This is a genomic window from Pseudomonas sp. Van50 (genome assembly GCF_055390755.1).
This window is the reverse complement of the sequence record NZ_AP024343.1, coordinates 2,990,414-3,009,153: the sequence shown is the minus strand read 5'-3', so window position 1 is coordinate 3,009,153 and position 18,740 is coordinate 2,990,414. Positions and strand designations below refer to the sequence as shown.

14 protein-coding genes are annotated in these 18,740 nt (G+C 61.6%); 11 read left to right on the top strand and 3 right to left on the bottom strand.

The annotated features are described in order from the left end of the window. The first annotated feature begins 16 nt into the window (after nucleotides 1–16). Together ACZ5M5_RS13205 and ACZ5M5_RS13200 are read left to right on the top strand one after the other, a co-directional pair. A complete protein-coding gene (locus ACZ5M5_RS13205; protein WP_060742734.1) occupies nucleotides 17–1,801 on the top strand; it encodes an IlvD/Edd family dehydratase in 1,785 nt (594 codons plus the stop codon). 137 nt (nucleotides 1,802–1,938) lie between these two features. Beyond that, the gene (locus ACZ5M5_RS13200; protein WP_003200762.1) at nucleotides 1,939–2,157 is read left to right on the top strand and encodes a tautomerase family protein; all 219 of its coding nucleotides are present in this window, start codon (nucleotides 1,939–1,941) and stop codon (nucleotides 2,155–2,157) included. 134 nt (nucleotides 2,158–2,291) lie between these two features. On the opposite strand, the gene ACZ5M5_RS13195 is transcribed toward ACZ5M5_RS13200, so the two are convergent. The 3 genes from ACZ5M5_RS13195 to ACZ5M5_RS13185 all read right to left on the bottom strand — a co-directional run bounded on the left by ACZ5M5_RS13195 (nucleotide 2,292) and on the right by ACZ5M5_RS13185 (nucleotide 5,946). Then, a complete protein-coding gene (locus tag ACZ5M5_RS13195) occupies nucleotides 2,292–4,514 on the bottom strand; it encodes a TonB-dependent receptor (RefSeq protein WP_464739181.1) in 2,223 nt (740 codons plus the stop codon). Between the two features lie 110 nt (nucleotides 4,515–4,624). Further along, on the bottom strand, nucleotides 4,625–5,029 hold the full coding sequence (locus ACZ5M5_RS13190) for a ParB N-terminal domain-containing protein (protein ID WP_060742736.1): 405 nt from the start codon (nucleotides 5,027–5,029) through the stop codon (nucleotides 4,625–4,627). 26 nt (nucleotides 5,030–5,055) lie between these two features. Continuing rightward, on the bottom strand, nucleotides 5,056–5,946 hold the full coding sequence (locus ACZ5M5_RS13185) for an HpcH/HpaI aldolase/citrate lyase family protein (RefSeq protein WP_060742737.1): 891 nt from the start codon (nucleotides 5,944–5,946) through the stop codon (nucleotides 5,056–5,058). Between the two features lie 608 nt (nucleotides 5,947–6,554). Here ACZ5M5_RS13185 and ACZ5M5_RS13180 point away from each other — a divergent pair. The 9 genes from ACZ5M5_RS13180 (at nucleotide 6,555) to ACZ5M5_RS13140 (ending at nucleotide 18,736) form a co-directional block, all read left to right on the top strand. After that, on the top strand, nucleotides 6,555–7,949 hold the full coding sequence (locus ACZ5M5_RS13180; RefSeq protein WP_464739180.1) for an alanine racemase: 1,395 nt from the start codon (nucleotides 6,555–6,557) through the stop codon (nucleotides 7,947–7,949). A 14-nt stretch (nucleotides 7,950–7,963) separates the two neighbouring features. After that, on the top strand, nucleotides 7,964–9,007 hold the full coding sequence (locus tag ACZ5M5_RS13175) for a PLP-dependent cysteine synthase family protein (protein ID WP_060742739.1): 1,044 nt from the start codon (nucleotides 7,964–7,966) through the stop codon (nucleotides 9,005–9,007). A 28-nt stretch (nucleotides 9,008–9,035) separates the two neighbouring features. Further along, on the top strand, nucleotides 9,036–10,184 hold the full coding sequence (locus ACZ5M5_RS13170) for an NAD/NADP octopine/nopaline dehydrogenase family protein (protein WP_060742740.1): 1,149 nt from the start codon (nucleotides 9,036–9,038) through the stop codon (nucleotides 10,182–10,184). A gap of 46 nt (nucleotides 10,185–10,230) precedes the next feature. Then, nucleotides 10,231–12,078, top strand: coding sequence for an IucA/IucC family protein (locus ACZ5M5_RS13165; protein ID WP_103308539.1), 1,848 nt, complete (start codon nucleotides 10,231–10,233; stop codon nucleotides 12,076–12,078). A 16-nt stretch (nucleotides 12,079–12,094) separates the two neighbouring features. Next, entirely contained in the window at nucleotides 12,095–13,339 is a 1,245-nt protein-coding gene (locus ACZ5M5_RS13160) for an MFS transporter (RefSeq protein WP_464739179.1), read from the top strand. Between the two features lie 15 nt (nucleotides 13,340–13,354). Next, complete coding sequence (locus ACZ5M5_RS13155; protein WP_060742743.1) at nucleotides 13,355–14,539, top strand: aminotransferase class V-fold PLP-dependent enzyme; 1,185 nt, start codon at nucleotides 13,355–13,357, stop codon at nucleotides 14,537–14,539. A gap of 192 nt (nucleotides 14,540–14,731) precedes the next feature. Next, on the top strand, nucleotides 14,732–15,247 hold the full coding sequence (locus ACZ5M5_RS13150; protein ID WP_060742745.1) for a sigma-70 family RNA polymerase sigma factor: 516 nt from the start codon (nucleotides 14,732–14,734) through the stop codon (nucleotides 15,245–15,247). Continuing rightward, nucleotides 15,248–16,225 (top strand): FecR domain-containing protein, encoded by a 978-nt coding sequence (locus tag ACZ5M5_RS13145; RefSeq protein WP_464739178.1) that lies wholly within the window; start codon nucleotides 15,248–15,250, stop codon nucleotides 16,223–16,225. Between the two features lie 99 nt (nucleotides 16,226–16,324). Next, nucleotides 16,325–18,736, top strand: a complete 2,412-nt coding sequence (locus ACZ5M5_RS13140; protein ID WP_060742747.1) for a TonB-dependent receptor — start codon at nucleotides 16,325–16,327, stop codon at nucleotides 18,734–18,736. Nucleotides 18,737–18,740: the final 4 nt, after the last annotated feature.

Here is an 18,740-nt window from a genome sequence, read left to right as displayed (position 1 = left end):
AAGAGAGACATGAATCATGAGTGACACGCCTGAACGCCGCCTGCGCAGCGAGCAATGGTTCAATGACCCGGCTCACGCGGACATGACCGCCCTGTATGTCGAACGCTACATGAACTACGGCATGACCCGCGAAGAGCTGCAATCGGGACGCCCGATCATCGGCATCGCCCAGACCGGCAGCGACCTGACCCCCTGCAACCGTCATCACCTGGAACTGGCCCAACGGGTCAAGGCCGGCATCCGTGACGCCGGTGGCATCCCCATGGAATTCCCGGTGCACCCGATCGCCGAACAGTCACGGCGCCCCACCGCTGCCCTGGACCGCAACCTGGCCTACCTGGGGCTGGTGGAAATCCTCCACGGCTACCCGTTGGACGGCGTGGTGCTCACCACCGGTTGCGACAAGACCACGCCCGCCTGCCTGATGGCGGCGGCGACCACCGACTTGCCCGCCATTGTCTTGTCCGGCGGGCCGATGCTCGACGGCCATCACAAGGGCGAGTTGATCGGCTCGGGCACCGTGCTCTGGCATGCGCGCAACCTGATGGCCGCCGGCGAGATCGATTACGAAGGCTTCATGGAAATGACCACTGCGGCATCGCCATCGGTGGGTCACTGCAACACCATGGGCACCGCCTTGTCGATGAACGCCCTGGCCGAAGCCCTGGGCATGTCGCTGCCCGGTTGCGCGAGCATTCCGGCGCCCTATCGCGAGCGCGGGCAAATGGCCTATGCCACCGGCAAGCGCATCTGCGAGCTGGTGCTGCAAGACATTCGTCCGTCACAGATCATGACCCGCCAGGCCTTCGAGAACGCCATCGCCGTCGCCTCGGCCCTGGGTGCTTCGAGTAACTGCCCGCCGCACCTGATCGCCATCGCCCGGCACATGGGCGTCGAACTGAGCCTGGATGATTGGCAACGAATTGGCGAGGACGTGCCGCTGCTGGTCAATTGCATGCCAGCCGGCAAGTACCTGGGTGAAGGTTTCCATCGGGCCGGCGGTGTGCCCTCGGTCATGCACGAACTGCAAAAAGCCGGACGCCTGCACGAAGACTGCGCCACGGTCAGCGGCAGGACCATCGGCGAAATCGTCAGCAGCAGCCTGACCAGCAACGCCGACGTGATCCATCCCTTCGACACCCCGCTCAAGCACCGGGCCGGCTTCATCGTGCTCAGCGGCAATTTCTTCGACAGCGCGATCATGAAGATGTCGGTGGTGGGCGAAGCGTTTCGCAAGACCTACCTCTCCGAGCCCGGTGCCGAGAACAGTTTCGAAGCCCGGGCCATCGTGTTCGAAGGACCGGAGGATTACCACGCCCGCATCGACGATCCGGCGCTGGACATCGACGAGCGCTGCATCCTCGTCATTCGCGGTGTCGGCACCGTGGGCTACCCCGGCAGTGCCGAGGTGGTGAACATGGCCCCACCGGCCGCGCTGATCAAACAGGGCATCGACTCCCTGCCCTGCCTGGGCGACGGTCGCCAGAGCGGCACCTCGGCGAGCCCATCGATCCTCAACATGTCCCCTGAAGCAGCCGTGGGCGGCGGCCTGGCGTTGCTGCAAACCAACGACCGGCTGAAAGTGGACCTGAATACACGCACCGTGAACCTGCTGATCGACGACGAAGAGATGGCCCGGCGCCGACTCGAATGGACACCGAACATCCCACCGTCGCAAACGCCTTGGCAGGAACTGTACCGGCAACTGGTCGGGCAATTGTCCACCGGGGGCTGCCTGGAGCCTGCCACGTTGCATCTGCGCGTGATCGCCCGCAGTGGCGAGCCGCGTCATTCGCACTGAGTCCAAGCGGCCGATTGTTCACGTACGTTGAATTCAGATGCCAATCCAGAAGGATTTATTCCACGGGCATAAAGGAGAAAGATGCGCGCCAGGGGCCATCGCCCCTGGCGAATCTTTCACACCTACGGAGTCGATCCATGCCATTTGCCAACTACAAATTTCCCGAAGGAATCCTGGACCACGCCCGCAAGGAAGAGATCATCCATCGCACCACGGAAATGTTCGTCGAATACTTCGGCGAAGGGGTCCGTCCATTCACCATGGTCCTGGTCGAAGAGGTGGCAGACGGTGGCTGGGGGCGCGCCGATGAAACGCTGACGCTGGCGAAGATGGGGCTGCCTGCCAAAGGCCAATAATGCTGTTCGCTTAAGGTTTGTCTGGCTACAGGTTCATCGTTTTTCCTAAGTGAACAGCATTACCTTATATAGAAGAGATCGGGAAAGAAAAGTGAGAGGGGTGACCCTGTGCTAGAGCCACCCCTCGCCATGCCTCAGAAATCCACCGTGGCCGACAATTGCAATGTGCGTGGAGAACCTGGGGAGAAGGCGCCGTACGAGGCGACCCCCGACCAGTACTCGCGGTCAAAGACGTTCTGGACCGTGGCTCGGAAAGTCGTCGGTCGACCTTCGATCTTGGTGGCGTAGCGAGCGCCCGCATCGAAGCGGGTCCAGGCATCCAGCTCCTGGGTGTTGGCCTGGTTCACGTATTGGCTGCTGGTGTAGATCGCGCCACTGGTGAGGGTAAAGCCTTCCACCCACGGGGTGTCCCATTCGGCCCACAGGTTGGCTTGTACGTCTGGCACACCCACCGGCTTATTGCCACGGTTGGCTGCGGTGGCGGAATCCGTCAGCTCACCGTCGAGCAATGTCACGCCACCCATCAAGCGTGTGCCGGGGGCCACTTCGCCGAACACGCTCAACTCCAGGCCACGGTTGCGCTGTTCAGCCTGCACAGAGAAAACGCTGTTCGCACCGATTTCGCCACTGGGCTTCTCGATCTGGAACAGCGCCAGGGTGGTCATGAACGTGCCGTGCTCGTACTTGACCCCAATCTCATGCTGCTTGGATTCATAAGGTGCAAACGTTTCGCCAGCATTGCTCGCGTTGCCTGGCGCGACGTCACCTTTACTCAGCCCCTCGACATAGTTGTAGTACAGCGACACGTCCTCCCAGGGCTTGACCACCACGCCGACCAGCGGGGTCGTTGCGCTGTCGTCATAACGGGAACTGACCGAGCCGCTGGCATTGTAGTTGCGCGACTCGATATTTTGCCGACGCAGCCCCAGGGTCAGTTGCAGACGGTCATCCAGTACCGACAAGGTGTCGGTCAAGGCGAAGCCGGACAGCTGCGACTCGGAAACCCGCAGCACCTTGGGCGCATTGATGGCCGGCTTGGGCACGTCCACCGGGTGATAGATGTTCGAGCGGACCTCCGGCCCATTGTTGATCCCCCGGGACAGTTCATCCTGGTAAGTGGTCGCCATCAGCGTGGTCGTGTGGCTGACAGGGCCGGTGTCGAACACCCCACGAACCCCCACATCGGCTGTCGAACGGTCTACGTTGAATTTGTAATACCCCGGCGTGTTGCTGATATCGCCGGCGTTGTTGAGGATTCTTGGTACCTGGTCGGACATCCGCTTGACGTCCGAGCGACCACCGCCGGCGTGGGCAAACACCGTGACCGCGTCCGTCAGGTCGTATTCGCCACCCAGCAAGGCCGACTGCTCCTTGGTGTCGGACCAACCCCATTTCTGTGACGCATTGGTACGACCGTTGGGGGCCGATGGAATTTCAACGCCAGGCGCGACGGTGAAGGGCCGCGAGGCGCCGTCAAAGCTTTCTTTCTGGCTGATGAAGTCGAGGTTCAAGCGCAAACGCTCGCCCCGATAATCCAGAGCAATGGCACCGATGCCGAGCTCGCGTTCCTGGTCGTCGATAGCCGTGTCGCCACCCTGGAGGCTGCCGTTGAAGCGCACACCGAACTGGTTTTCCGGGCCGAATCGACGGCTGACATCCAGGTGCCCGCCCACGTGGGAATCGGACGCGTAGCTGCCGGTAAAGCGCGTCAGGTCTTCGTCCAACGGACGCTTGGGAACGATATTGATCACCCCACCCACCCCGCTGTTCGGAGAAATGCCGTACATCAGCGCCCCCGGCCCCTTGAGCACTTCGACCCGTTCGGCGTAGTCGGTGAACACCCGGTAGTTGGGTGCCACGCCGTATACGCCGTCGTAGGCCAACTCACCGAGGTTGCCCTCGCCGATGGGAAAACCACGGATGAAAAACGAATCGACGATGCCGCCCACCTGCCCCGTCGAGCGCACCGAAGGGTCTCGTTGCAGGGCGTCGGCCACGGTCACGGTTTGCAGGTCGGCCAGGGTCTTTTCGGTGTAGCTGGTCACGCTGAACGGCGTGTCCATCACGTCCTTGTTGCCCATCATCCCCAAGCGTGCACCGCGCGCCACCTGACCGCCGGCCAGCACGGGCGGCAGTGCGCCTGGGTCGTTGTGGGTGCCGCTGATGGTGGTGGCGTCAAGGGTCAAGCCTTGCCCGTTGCCCTTGGAGGCGTCCTGGGTTGTATCGGCGGCAGGCGCCTGTCCGGGGGTTGCCGCCCAGGCGGTGGCGCTTCCTGCGACCAGAATAAAACTCAGCGTGGCGCTACGAATCGCGAGGGATAACGCAGACTCACCACAAGGTCGACGTGCAACAGACATGGCTTAAGGATCCTTTCCAACGAGAGAAAATGGTAATCACTCCTATTGCCAGTCGACCTGCGGAAAAGTATCACCTCCTGGGGATTATTTTTCAGACTGCGCCGGATCCCTCAGGCGTACAGGCGCTCCAGCGGTATCGCGACGACGGGCAGGGCCGGGTCGAACGCGTGCCGCGTGGTCTTGTAGGGGAACAGCTCGCCCCGGGCGATGGTGCTGAAAATCCGCGCCACCTCGAACGCCTTGCCGGTCTGCCAATGCCGCACACACACCCGCGGATCCGCGTAGTCGAGCTGGATGCACGGGACCCGCTTCAAGCCCAATTGCAACGCCGCGTTGAAGCGATGATTGCCGTCCATCACGATGCCTCGCGAACGCTCGACGATGATCGGCTCCAGCCAATGCCCGGCACGGATGATCGACTCCCGCAGCCATTGCACATTGGCCGGATCGACGTGCTCCGATTGCAGCACTTCGCACAGCGGTCGCAGCGCAATCTGATAACCCTGGTGTTCCATGGCGAATCTCCTGGTCGGCAGCGGGTTCAGCAGGCGTCCGCCTTGGCGGGCACCGCGTAGAGGCTGGCCACGTCCAGCAGGCGCTGGGCATGTTCGATGAGCGGCAGATCCACCATCTCGCCGTCCACCTGCACCGCATGGGAGCCGCTGGCCACGGCACGCATCACGCGATCGGCCCAGGCCAGCTGACCCGCATTGGGCAGGAAGGCCCGCTGGACCGTGTTCAATTGCGCAGGATGGATACACAGCTTGGCGCCAAAGCCCAGGGACCTTGCGTAATGCGCATCGTGATTGACCATCGCCAGGTCGCTGATGGCCGGTGTCACACCATCGATCGGCGCAGGCAAACCGGCCGTGCGCGATGCCAGCACGATCCGATTGCGGGCGAACAGAAACGCCTCGGGCACCTGGCTGCAGTTGATGTCGAGGGAAAAATCCAACGAACCGAACGCCAGGCGCGACAGCCCGGCAATGCCGGCAATCGCCTCGACCTGCTGCAGGCCCTTGGCCGTCTCGATGATGGCGACGATCTGCAACTCGGGCTGCCACGCCAACAACTGCTCGACCACTTGGCACAAGGCCTCGCCGTACTGCGCCTTGGGCAAGAAAATCCCCGCGCAACGCTCGGGATAGCGCATGTCTCCCAGCCATGTCAGGTCTTGGCGCAGGAAGGTGCTGTCAACGCTGTTCAGGCGGATGTAGCGCTGGCAAGCAACACTCGGCACGCTTTCCTGCCAAGCCCAAATGGCCGCTCGAGCCGCGGCTTTGCTGTCGGGATGAACGGCATCCTCGAGGTCGAGAATGATCGCATCCGGCGTCGCGTCGACCGCCTTGGCGAACCGTTCGGGGCGGTTGCCGGGAACGAACAGGTAGCTGATGGGAAGCGTGGCGACGGTATGGGGGCGTTCAGTTGTCATGGAGCTCTCCTGGGTATGCGTCAGTGGTGATCAGCGAAAATTTCATGTACCTCAGGCAGGGAAATCCCGGTCTCGGCTGCGGCCTGTTCCAGCGCTCCTTAATTCCTTTTCCATCAAGGCATTAAGGTACTTCTTCAACTGCGCAAGAACGCTTACAAGCACCTGCAAACAAGCGCTTATGCACGCTCGTTCAGCGAGTAATTATTTAAAATTTTTGAAAACCTTACTTGATAATCGTTCGCGTTAGCAATATGGTTCTCGCCATCGAGCTGATGCAAGCCAATCATCAAAGGAAGTCTTTGTCATCACAGGAAGTGCATAGCGGTGATGTCATTTGAATGCCATTCATTGGCTATTTAACATGGACGCGCCATCCGTCGATGGCGGCTGCTCCGCTCTTCGGATAAACCTTAGGGAATGGGTTTCTTATGCCGTGCTTTGTGAAATATTTATTACGTCCGGCCTGATGATTTTATCTTCAGGCTTCGTTTGGCTTACACCGCCAAATACGGAAATTTCTTAAGCCTGAAACGGACGTTTTATATCCGCCTCGACAACAGCGGTTGTCGAACTATGAAAAATGGCATGTTCGACGCCAGGGGTTAACTATGCCTAATGTTTCCACGCCAATATCCAACAACCGAACCAAAGTGCATCAACCCACACTGTTGACACCCCTACTCGACCCGGCGATCGGACAATTTATTCATGATCATTCACAAAGACTTATAGAACTTGTTTCACAACATGGATCACCCCTGAACCTGATGTGGCCCCATGCATTTAAAGCCAATACAACGGCGCTGAAGAGCGTGTTGAAGAAATACGACGTGAATCACGTCATCTTCTATGGTGCCAAAGCCAACAAGTCCCAATGTCTGCTTCGCGCGGCAGAAGATTTGGGTATCGGCGTCGATGTATCGAGCATTCACGAACTGAATGCGGCCCGGCGCGCCGGCACGCCGGGAGCGCTTTTGTGCGCAACGGGGCCGGCCAAAACGGCTGTTTTCCACCGGGCACTGGTAGAGGCTGGCTCACTGATCTGTGTGGATTCGCTGGAAGAATTCGCTCATCTCAAAGCGCTGGTAAAAGCCACGCGCCCTCCCTTACAGGCCAGGGTTTTACTGCGTTACCGGCCGCAGAGCTGCCTGGCGAGCCGTTTCGGAATGGGCACCGATGACTTGCTGGAGTGCCTGCGACAATTGACCGAAGAAGGCGAACATTTTCACTTCGAAGGCTTCCATTTCCATCTGGGCGGCTACGGGTACGAAACCCGGGTACAGGCCTTCCGAGAGGTGACCGCCTTTGTCGAGGCGGCGCACGAGATGGGCTTGGCTCCGAGCATGATCGACATGGGTGGAGGGCTGCCTATTCGTTATGTCGATCCCGAGATCTATAACAGTTTTCTGCAGAACGACAATAAACCCGGTCATTACTACAACCATTCAGTGCCCGAGTCGTTTTATCCCTATGGCGGCAGTTTGACAGCCAGCCAGTGGTTGGAACTTTTTCTGGAATCCGATCATTCACCCGGTCGTTCGATAGCGAATTACTTAAAGTCACGCAATATCACCTTGTCGTTGCAACCCGGTCGAAGCCTGGTGGATCAAGCCGCCATCTCGGTATTTCGAGTGACCCGCACCAAAAAGCTGGCCGACAATAAAACCGTGATCTTCGTCGAGGGCAGTAGTTTCAGCGCGTGTGAAACCTGGTTCGCGTCTGAATATCTGGTCGATCCCATCTTGATAAGCGCAACGCAATCGCCCCATAACCCGACTCAAGCATACATCGCCGGCCATAGTTGCCTGGATGATGACGTCATCAGTTATCGCCTTATCAACTTCGAATATTTACCCCAGCCCGGCGACTTATTGATCTACGCCAATACCGCCGGCTATCAGATGGATTTGCTGGAAAATGAATTCCATCGTCACCCCCTACCCCGTCGATTAATGGCGACTTGTTGTACACAAGGCCACTACGCGTTTTCACCTGACTGCTAAAGGGAGTACTTCACATGATACTTAATAAAGTTTCCGACCTGATCGGTAATACCCCCATGCTGGGCATTGATATACCCGACACTCATGCCAGGCTGTTGCTCAAGATTGAAAAGAACAACCCCGGCGGCAGCATCAAGGACCGCATGGCGCGGAACATGGTACTGGCCGCGCTCAAGTCCGGACGCTTGAAGCCCGGCGGCGTGGTCGTGGAGTCCTCTTCCGGCAACACCGGCATCGGCCTGGCCATGGCCGCTGTCGAATTCGGCCTGCATTTTATCGCCGTGGTCGACCACCATGCCGCCCAGGACAAGATCGCCGTCATGAAAGCGCTGGGCGCCGACGTTCGATTTGTCGCCGGCCATTATCGCGAGGATGAAGTCGCGGTAGTCGAGCGCCAACGGATGGCCGCCGAACTCGCGCAACAGATCCCGGGAGCGGTGTTCATGAACCAGTCGGACAACGCCGCCAATGCCGGCGGCTACAGCGACTTCGTCCGCGAAACCATTGCCCAGGTGGAAGGCAAGGTCGGCGCCTACGTCGGTTGCGTCGGCACCGGCGGCTCGATGACCGGCATCGCCCGCGGGCTGAAACTGCACAACCCCGACACCGTGACCGTCGCCGTGGAACCCGCCGGCTCCATTGTCTTCGGTCATCCCGGCTACCCGTACTATCAATCCGGCACCGGTACCCCGGCCGGCGACACCGTGGGCCTGGTGCTCGACTACAGCTGCATCGACCTGGGCGTCCAGGTCACCGATTCCCAAGCCTTCGAAACCGCCCGTTATATCGCTCGCAACCTGGGGCTGCTGGTGGGCGGCTCTACCGGCGGGGCGATTTTCAAGGCCCTGGAATTCATTCACAAAGGTGTGCTGACCGGCAATGTCGTGGTCCCGATCGCCGACGGCGGCGAGAAGTACCTGCACACCGTGTTCGACGATCAATGGCTGCAAGAGCGAGACTTGCTCGACCCAGGCGTCGCCGTGCAACTGGACGGCTGGCTGGGCAAGACCCAATGGCTGGAATCCAGTTCTGCGCCGCTGCAATTGAGCGTCGCATGACCCTCCACCCACACAGGAACGCCTCTTCATGAACGTGCTGAAAGTCGCCATTTGCGGCGGTGGCAGAACCGGCCATCTCAATGCCGTCCTGTTCAAGCAATTGCCTGATGTCCAGGTGTCGCTGCTCACCAGCAATCAGGACATCGTCGACCTCCACGCCCGCCAAACCCCCATTCAGGCGTTGATGCCCGATGGTTCGACGCTGAGCGCGCGGCCGGACCGGGTGACCACCGAGGCAAAAGTCGCCGTCGAGGACGCCGACATCGTCATCATCACGGTGCCGGCCCATGCCCGGCCGCAGGTCCTGCAGGACATCGCACCGTACCTGAGCACGACCAAGCCGGTGTACGTCGGTGCCATTCCAGGCTTCTGCGGTTTCGACTGGCTGGCCCAAGCCACACTGGCGGATAAACCGAACCTGGTGATCTGGGGCATGAAGGACGTCCCGCACACGGCGTTCGACCTGAAACCCGGACGCTCGGTGAAGATGGGCGGCGGCAAAAGCCAGTTGTATGTCGCCACCCACGCCCGGGAAACCCAGGCGTCGCGCCAGCAGCTCCAGCAAATGCTCAGCAGGCTGTACGGCCCTTGCGTGACCCTGCTCGACCATTACCTGGAGATCACCCTGACCCCGGGCAATCCGATCATGCACAGCTCGGTGATCTACGGCTTGATCGGCCCTTACGGCCAGTGGCACCGCAAGATCTTCCCGCAACGCCTGTGCTGGTGGACCGAGTGTCCGGAATTGGGCGCCTATTTCCTCGAACGCATGGATGAAGAAAGCCAGAACCTGTGCGCAGTCATCAGCCAGCGCATGGGCGTGGACCTGTCCTCGGTCAAGTCCTTGAAACAGGAGATCGTCGAGGCCTACGGCGAGCAGATCCGCGACCGCAGCAGCATGCTATCGATCCTACGCACCAACCGCGCCTACAACGACATCCTGGCGCCCATGGTACCGGCCGACGGCAACCGCCCCGGCTATGTCATCGAGCGCCAGAGCCGAGCCTTCAATGAAGACGTCGCCTATGGCCTGGTCCTGCTGGTGGAAATGGCCAAGCGTTTCGAACTGAAAGTCCCCTACATCGAGGAAGTCCTGCAGTGGAGCATCGCCTACATGGAAGGCTTGCGCGACTCGGCGCTGGACTACTTCCCGACCCACTGGCCGCGTTCGGCCTGAACCGGGCTTCACCCTCTTCCTTATTCATCGACGAGCAGATACCGATATGGATGACTTCAAGACACTGGTCACTTATTCACGCAAAAACGCCATGCGACGCTTGGTTCGCTGCCTGTTTGCCGAGAACATCCTGGACCGTTCGGCCCTGAGCTTTTCCGCGGACGGCAGCGAGGCGACCTACCCGTTGAAAAATGCACGGGCCCAGCTGTTTTTCTCGCAGATTACCCTGGCCCCCGCCGACACCTTGATCAGTGACGGTGACGTGGCCCTACTGACCGACGAAGGCGTACGCCAAGTCATTCACAGCCATCAGGACTTGCTGGACGTGCTGCGCGACAGCTTCGACTTCGAACCCAGCGACGAAGGCGTGGCCGGCCTCAAGTCGGACATGGAAAACAGCCTGATGAACGATGCCCACGCCCGCCAGCATCGCCAGCAATGGAACGCGCGCCTGGCCCAGGCCGCCGAAAGCCACGGGCTCGCCAGCCTGACCGACTACCTGCGCCAACACACCAGCACCAAGGACGCCGCGATCCTGTTGGACCAATGGGGGTCGCTGGAAGGCCATCCGTATTATCCGACCTGGAAATCCCGTCCAGGTCTCAGCGATGCGGAAGTCGAACAACTGTCCCCCGAGTTCAACGCCCAGGTCCCCTTGCGCATCGCCGCATTGCGCGCCGACATGGCCAAAAGTGAAAGCATGCCCCACGTCACCAGCTACCACCGTTGGTTCGCCAGTAACTTCCCGGCGCAATGGGCACAGTGGACCGCCGCCCTCAATGCCAAGGGCCTGGACGAAAACCAATGGCTGCCGCTGCCCATCCATGCCTGGCATCTGCAGGCCTACGTACTCAAGACCTTTGCCGCGGAAATCGAAGCTGGCATCCTGATCACCGAGGGCCCCGACCTCCAGACCCTGCCGACCATGTCCTATCGGACCATGATGCCGGTGCTGGACGAGACCGCGCCGCTGATCAAGTTGCCCATCGCCGTGTGGATGACCAGCGAGCTGCGCAGCCTGCAAGCCAAGTCGATCCACATGGGCCCGCGGATCAGCACGGTGATCACGAAAATCCTCGCCGCCGAAAACGGCTTCGACCAGCGCCTCGAGATCTTCCCGGAAGAGATCGGCGTGCGGTACCGCAACGCGATCACCCAGGACGATGCTCCCGGACGACACCTGTCAGTGGTCTATCGCGCCAGCCGAGCGGCGTTCGAACGCAACGACGACTGCCTGCCCATCACCGTGGCCTCGTTGTTCACCCGCCTGCCCGGCGGCCGTCCGCTGTTTACCGACCTGATCGAGCGCGATGGGGTTCGGGCCGAGGCCCAGGGCGTTGAAGACTGGTTCCGGCAGTACGCCGCCGTGGTCACCCGCCCAGTGGTCGCGATCTACCTGATGTACGGCATCGGCCTCGAAGCCCATCAGCAAAACACCATGGTGCTCTTTGCCCCCGATGGCACAGCGCGTAGCCTGCTGATCCGCGATTTCGGCGATGGCAGGACCTACGCGCCCCTGCTGGAGGAACGCGGGTACACCTTGCAACCTCATGTGCAGCCGGGCATCTTGCCGACCGTGTTCGTGGAAGATATCGAACCGGTGCGCATGTTCGTGCTCGACGCGGCGTTCCTCACCCACCTGCACGAGATCGCCTTGTGGCTGACACGGGAATACGGGTTGGACGACACGCGACTGTGGAGGGTGCTGCGGGAGGAAACCGAGGCGGCGTTCGAAGCCGTGCGCGAGCGTGTCGCCGCGCCATTGTGGGAAACCGAACGCCAGGCGTTCATCCAGGACCCGTGGCCGACCCGATCGTTGTTGCGCATGCACCTGTTGCAGTACTCCAACTATCGTTTACAGCACACGCTGACCAACCCGCTTGCGAGCGTTTAACCACCGAGGCTGAGTCATGTCCCACGCAGGTGCCATCCAGGGTTCGAACGTCAGAATCCTGATTTACCTTCTATTCGCGATCCAACTGATCTCCATGGGCGCGATGGAAATGAGCGGGCCGTTCTGGCCGGTCCACCTGCGCGGGCTGACGTCCTCGGAGTCGGTCTTCAGCTTCGCCAGCATCGCCGTGTATGTCGGGCCGATGCTGGGCATCATTCTGACCAGCGCCTTCTGGGGCCGTATCGGTGATCGCTACGGTCACAAGTTGATGATGATCCGCGCCCTGGCGGGCCTGTCATTGACGCAGCTCGGGCTGGCGCTGTGCAGCGATATCTGGATCATCCTGGTGCTGCGCTTCCTGCAGGGCGCCTTTGCCGGGTACATCGCCCCGGCCCAGGCCTATGGCGTCAGCATCGAAGCCCCCTCGCGACGGGCGCGGCTGTTCGCGATCCTGCAAATATCCACCAACGTCGGCTCATTGCTCGGCGCGGTGGTCGGGGGCCTGATCCTCGACTACGCCACCTTCTTCTGGATCAACATCATAGCCTCGGCCTTGTGCGCGGTGTGCACGGTGGTGGCCGCCGTGACCTTGCCGGACGTGCCACCGGTGAAAAAACCCGCGACCAGCCAGACCCCGACGACAGCGAGCCGTACCGACAGTGTCTGGCAAGGATCGCCATTGCTGTCATTGCTGTGGGTCATGGGCATCCTGCTGTTGGCCCGGATGCTGCCACAGACCTCATTTTCCTTGTATGTGAGCTCGGTATTCGACGTCAGCAACTCGGTGGTCGGCCTATGCTACGGCTTGCTGGCGCTGGGTTTCATCCTCTCGGCCACCGCCTGGTCGCGCTATTTCGAGCACCGTACCCAGCAGGACACCTTGCACCGCATCATCTACATAGTGCTCGGTTGCATCGCCCTGACTGCCCTGGCGGGGGTCACGCGCAATGCCATCGTCTTTGTCGTCGTCTACTTCATCTGGGGCGTGCTGCTGGGGGCTACCACACCGGTGCTGATGGCGCTGATCTCGAAATCCGCCGACAGCGCACGCCAAGGCCAGGTGCTGGGCATTGCCCAGGGCACCGCGCAATTCGCCTCGATCGCGGGCATCTCGGCCGGTGGGTTGCTCAGCCAGGTCTACGGTCTGCAGTACACCTACCTGTTCGTTTGCCTGGCCTATGTGTTGGCCCTGATTCCCATCGTTGCCTTGCGGTACTGGCCCGCGAGCCTGCAAGCCAGCCCCGCCCCACCCGGGGACTGATCAAGGAGTTTCCCTTTGAACGTTGAACAACTGCGCGCCGATACGCCCGGTGTCGCGCATCTGGTCCATTTCAACAACGCCGGTGCGGCACTGATGCCTGAACCGGTGATCGAGGCCGTGACCAACCACCTGCAACGGGAGGCGCGCCTCGGTGGTTACGAGGCCGCCGGGCAACAGGCCGCGGCGCTGGACAATGTCTACAACGCCATTGGCCGCCTGATCAACGCCCAGCCCGACGAAATCGCGGTAATCGAAAACGCCACCCGCGCCTGGGACATGGCCTTCTATTCATTGCCGCTGCGGCCCGGCGATGTGGTGCTGACGTCCACCACCGAATACGCCGGCAACTACATCCCCTACCTGCAACTGAAGAAACTCCGCGGTATCGAGCTGCGGATCATTCCCAACGATGAACACGGCCAGGTGTCGCTGCCGGCCCTCAAGACGCTGCTGGAGGATGATCGCGTCGCCTTGGTGTCCTTGCCGGTGATTGCCACCAACGGCGGACCGGTCCAACCCGTCGAACAGATCGGCGCCCTGGCACGGGCCGCCGGGGTGCTGTTTATGCTCGATGCCTGCCAAGGGGTCGGGCAAATGCCGATCGATGTGAAACGCATCGGCTGCCACATGCTCGCCGCGACCAGCCGCAAGTACCTGCGCGGCCCCAGGGGCATGGGTTTTCTCTATGTCGAAAAGGCCCTGTGCCAGAACCTTGAGCCGGTTTTTCTCGACCTGCATGCCGCCTCGCTGCAAACACCTGACACGTTCAGCCTGCGTGGCGATGCCAAGCGTTTCGAGAATTGGGAATGCAACGTGGCGGCCAAGCTGGGGCTCGGCGCGGCGGTGGAATATGCTCTGGCCCAAGGCATCGAGCCGATGTGGCAGCGCATCCAACACCTGGCCAGCCATTTGCGCGAACGCCTGACGGCGATTTCGACAGTGACGCTTCAAGACCAGGGCACGCTCCAATCCGGCATCGTCACATTCACTCACCGACACGGCAGCGCGACCCAGGTCCAGCAATGGCTGGCGGGCCAGGCCAAACGGATCAACGTCAGCACATCGACGTTCCGCTCGACGATGCTCGACATGCAGCAACGCGACTTGCTGGAAGTCAGCCGCGCCTCCGTACACGCCTACAATACCGAAGCTGAAATCGACACCCTGGCGGCCGCGCTGGCGCACCTGCCGCGCACCTGAGGGATGGTTCAGGGCTTTGCTCAAAAACGGTGGGAGCGAGCTTGCTCGCGATGGCGCCGGCACAGCCAACATCCCCGCAAACTGACACACCGCTATCGCGAGCAAGCTCGCTCCCAGTCGATGCCGCTTGCGTCGCGAGCAAGTTGTCCTTTAGCATTGGGAATACTTCTCAATTGCAAAAAAGTCGCAGCCATGAGCGAAACCCTGCCCGCGAACAACGACCAGCATCTGCGCGTGATCGAAGACCTGTACGCCGGCCATCACAGCTGGCTGTACAACACGCTGAAGAAGAAGCTGGGCAACGCCATGGATGCGGCGGACCTGGCGCAAGACACCTTCGCGCGCATTCTCGCCTCCCAAGTCACGGCCATTGACCAGCCCCGGGCCTACCTGAGCTGCGTGGCCAAGGGCATTCTCATCAATTGGTATCAGCGCAAGGCCCTGGAACGTGCCTACCTGGAGGCGCTCGCGCATTTGCCGGCCCAAGAAGTGCCGTCCCCTGAATTGCGCTTTCTGGTGCTGGAAACCCTGCACGAAATCGACGCCATGCTCGACACCCTCCCGGCGCCGGTCAAGCGGGCGTTCCTGCTGTCGCAAATCGGCGGCCTGAAATACGACGACATCGCCCAACAGCTGAACGTCTCGCTGATCACGGTCAAGCGCTACATGAAGCAGGCATTCGTGCAGTGCTTGATGTTGGTGGAATGAATGCTCACTCGTCGCCGTGAGCCGCCGCTCGACCCCAAGGTCCTCGAAGAAGCCGCCGAATGGCTGAGGCGCTTGAGCGAAAGCGACCTCAGTGACACCGAGCGCGCCGAATGGGAATGCTGGCGGGCCAGCAGCCCCGAGCGCGGCCGGGCCTGGTCTCGTGCGCAATTGCTGCAAAGCAAGCTCGGCGGCTTGCCACGCGCATTGGCGATGTCGGCGCTGGATCGCCCAAGCAGCCCCGAACGACGCGCGGCCCTCGGCAAACTGGCGTTGCTGCTGGCAGCGGTGCCTGTCGGTTGGGGCAGTTGGAAACTGGCGCAATCGCAGCAATGGTCCGCCGACTACCGCACCGCCATCGGCGAGCGCCGCGAGTTGACCCTGGCCGACGGCTCTCACCTCACCCTCAATACCGGCACGGCCATCGACGTACTGTTCGACACCCGCCAGCGGCTCCTCCATGTGCGCGAAGGGGAAGTCCTGGTGCAGACCGCGCCGGATGCCTCACCCCAGGCCCGACCGTTCCTGGTCAGCACCCGCGAGGGCCGGATGCAGGCCCTGGGTACGCGGTTCATCGTGCGCCAACTGCCATCGCGCACCCATCTGGCGGTACTCGAAGGCGCAGTGCGGATTGAATTGACCGAGGCTCGCCAGGCCGCGCCGCTCATCGTCAACGCCGGACAGCGTACCGACTTCTCGTCCCAGGCCTTCGGCCCGTTGACCCCGACAGATCGTAACGCCAGCGCCTGGACCCAAGGCATGCTGATGGCCGACAGGATGCGCCTGGCGGATTTCGTCGCCGAACTGGCGCGCTATCGCCGCGGCTTCGTGCGTTGCGACCCGGCCATTGCCGAGCTGCGGGTGTCCGGCGCGTTTCCCATCAGCGATACCCAGCGCACGCTCAACATGCTGGTGCAAACCTACCCGGTCCTGGTCACCGGTCATTTGAGCGGTTACTGGGTGACGCTTTCCCCGGCCTGACCCCACAAAAATTATTTGCTGCTCGGGTGATACTTTTTTTGATCTCAACTGGCAAAGAAAGGAATAACCATTTCATCTCGTCCATAGGGTCATCCATCCATGCTCGTTGCGCGGCCCCTGCGTCCGGATCGTCCGTCCAAGCCCGTCATGCGCAGTGTGCTGTTGAGCCTTGCGTTGAGCACGGTCACCGGGCCGTTCGCCTTCGCCGCCGTGCCCGCACAACTGGAAGCCGTCGCCCCCCGCGCCTATGACATCGCCCCGGGGCCGCTCGGCCCTGCCCTGTCGAGCTTTGCGGTGACCGCCGGCATTGCCTTGTCGTTCCAGCCCTCGATCACTGAGGGCCTGGTCAGCCCGGGGCTTTCCGGCACTTATCCGGCCACGCAAGCACTCACCCAGCTGCTGGCCGACAGCGGCGTGGAAATGGTTGCCCGCGACGATGGCAGCTACACACTGGTGCTGCGCCAGGTGTCCCTGCCGCAGATCAGCGTCGACGCCGCCGGCAGACGCAGCAGCGACCTGCCACCTACCGACGCCAACGGCCAGGTCGCTCGCGGCGCACGCCTCGGCCTGCTGGGCAACGCCGATGTGATGGATGCACCGTTCAGCGTCAGCAGCTACACCTCGACGATGATCAGGGATCAACAGGCAACCACCGTGGGCGACTTGCTGGAACGCGACGCTTCGGTGCGCTCCACTGGCCAGGCGGGCGGCATCGTCGATTCGTTCTTCATCCGCGGTTTTCCGTTGGGGGAAGGCAACCTCGGGGAGTTGGCTTTCGACGGCGTGTATGGCGTGGCGTCCAATTACCGGGTGTTCACCGATTACGCCGAGCGCATCGAACTGGTCAAGGGGCCCGCCGCACTGCTGTATGGCATGTCGCCCAACAGCGCGGTGGGTGGAGTGATCAACGTGGTCCCCAAGCGCGCCCTCGACGAGGACCTGACCCGCTTCACCAGCCGCTACGCCACGAACTCGCAACTGGGCGGCCACCTCGACGTCAGTCGGCGCTTTGGCGAGGAACGCCGGTTCGGAATCAGGCTCAACGGTAGCCTGCAGCAGGGTGACACGGCCATCGACAAGCAGTCCCGAGACGTCGGTACCGGCGCCATGTCCCTGGATTACCAAGGGGATCGCCTGCGCATGACCCTGGACCTGATCAGCCAGGATGAAAAATTCGACGCCGCCTCCCGCCCTTTCCTGATCGACTCTGGCGTGCAAATCCCCTCCGCCGCCAACGGCCGCACCAGTGTCAGCCAGGACTGGGGGCGCTCCCGGGCCCGGGACAAATCGGCGTTGCTGAGTGGCGAGTACGACCTCAGCGACCAACTGACCCTGTTTGCCCACGCTGGCGGTGGAAAATCCGAGGTCGAGCGCATGTCCGACCAGACCCCGACCATCATCAACGCCGCCGGCGACACGTCATCGGTTCCCGGCTATTACAAATTCAACGTCCAACGCTACACCGTCGATGCCGGCGCACGCCTGGGCTTCGACACCGGGCCGGTCAGCCACCGCGCGGTGCTGCAAGTCAGCCGTTATCGCGATGAATTGTCCCGGGGCATTGTTTCCGGCCCCGTTATCCTCTCGAACATCTATCACCCGGTCGATCGACCCAGGCCCAACATCGCCGAACCTCACACGCCAAAAATCTCCGAGAGCGAACTGTCGGGCGTCGCCCTGGCCGACACCTTGTCGGTGCTCGATGAGCGCCTGCAACTCACCCTCGGATTGCGCCGGCAAAACATCCAGTCGGACAACTACAACACCACCGTTGCCACCCCGTCCTACGACAAAAGCAAGACCACCCCACTGCTCGGTATCGTCGCCAAGCCCTGGGACCATGTCGCGCTGTACTACAACTACATCGAAGGCCTGAGCAAGGGCGACATCGCACCGGCTGCCGCCACGAACGCCGACGAAGTTTTTTCACCCTACATTTCCCGCCAGCAGGAGATCGGGCTCAAGCTCGACTACGAGCGTTTCATGGCCACGCTGGCGCTGTTCCAGATCAAGAAACCCAGCGGCGAATTGTCGTCCAGGGTGTTTTCGGTCCAGGCCCAGCAACGCAACCGTGGCGTGGAACTGAACCTGTCCGGCGAGATTGCCAAGGGCACGCGCCTGCTCGGTGGCGTGACGCTACTCGACGGGGAACTGACCCGCACCAGCGTGGCCGCCAACCGTGGCAATACACCGGTGGGCGTGCCCAAGGTCCAGGCCAACCTCTGGGCCGAGTGGGACACCCCGGGCATCGACGGGCTGACACTGACCAGCGGCGCGATCTACACCGCCAGCCAGTACGTCGACCAGGCCAACACCCAGGAACTGGATGCCTGGACCCGCTTCGACGTCGGTGCCCGCTATGCCACGCGCATTGCCGAACGGCCCACGACATTTCGCGCCACGGTGCAGAACGTCTTTGACCGCGCCTATTGGTCGGGGGTCGCGTCCTATGGCGCGTTTTCCCAAGGCGCACCGCGCACGCTGTTGTTATCCGCCACCGTTGATTTCTGAAACC

Coding starts and splice junctions, on each gene's coding strand:
- ACZ5M5_RS13205 (WP_060742734.1), top strand. CDS start 17: ATGAGTGACACGCCTGAACGCCGCCTGCGCAGCGAGCAATGGTTCAAT.
- ACZ5M5_RS13200 (WP_003200762.1), top strand. CDS start 1,939: ATGCCATTTGCCAACTACAAATTTCCCGAAGGAATCCTGGACCACGCC.
- ACZ5M5_RS13195 (WP_464739181.1), bottom strand. CDS start 4,514: ATGTCTGTTGCACGTCGACCTTGTGGTGAGTCTGCGTTATCCCTCGCG.
- ACZ5M5_RS13190 (WP_060742736.1), bottom strand. CDS start 5,029: ATGGAACACCAGGGTTATCAGATTGCGCTGCGACCGCTGTGCGAAGTG.
- ACZ5M5_RS13185 (WP_060742737.1), bottom strand. CDS start 5,946: ATGACAACTGAACGCCCCCATACCGTCGCCACGCTTCCCATCAGCTAC.
- ACZ5M5_RS13180 (WP_464739180.1), top strand. CDS start 6,555: ATGCCTAATGTTTCCACGCCAATATCCAACAACCGAACCAAAGTGCAT.
- ACZ5M5_RS13175 (WP_060742739.1), top strand. CDS start 7,964: ATGATACTTAATAAAGTTTCCGACCTGATCGGTAATACCCCCATGCTG.
- ACZ5M5_RS13170 (WP_060742740.1), top strand. CDS start 9,036: ATGAACGTGCTGAAAGTCGCCATTTGCGGCGGTGGCAGAACCGGCCAT.
- ACZ5M5_RS13165 (WP_103308539.1), top strand. CDS start 10,231: ATGGATGACTTCAAGACACTGGTCACTTATTCACGCAAAAACGCCATG.
- ACZ5M5_RS13160 (WP_464739179.1), top strand. CDS start 12,095: ATGTCCCACGCAGGTGCCATCCAGGGTTCGAACGTCAGAATCCTGATT.
- ACZ5M5_RS13150 (WP_060742745.1), top strand. CDS start 14,732: ATGAGCGAAACCCTGCCCGCGAACAACGACCAGCATCTGCGCGTGATC.
- ACZ5M5_RS13145 (WP_464739178.1), top strand. CDS start 15,248: ATGCTCACTCGTCGCCGTGAGCCGCCGCTCGACCCCAAGGTCCTCGAA.
- ACZ5M5_RS13140 (WP_060742747.1), top strand. CDS start 16,325: ATGCTCGTTGCGCGGCCCCTGCGTCCGGATCGTCCGTCCAAGCCCGTC.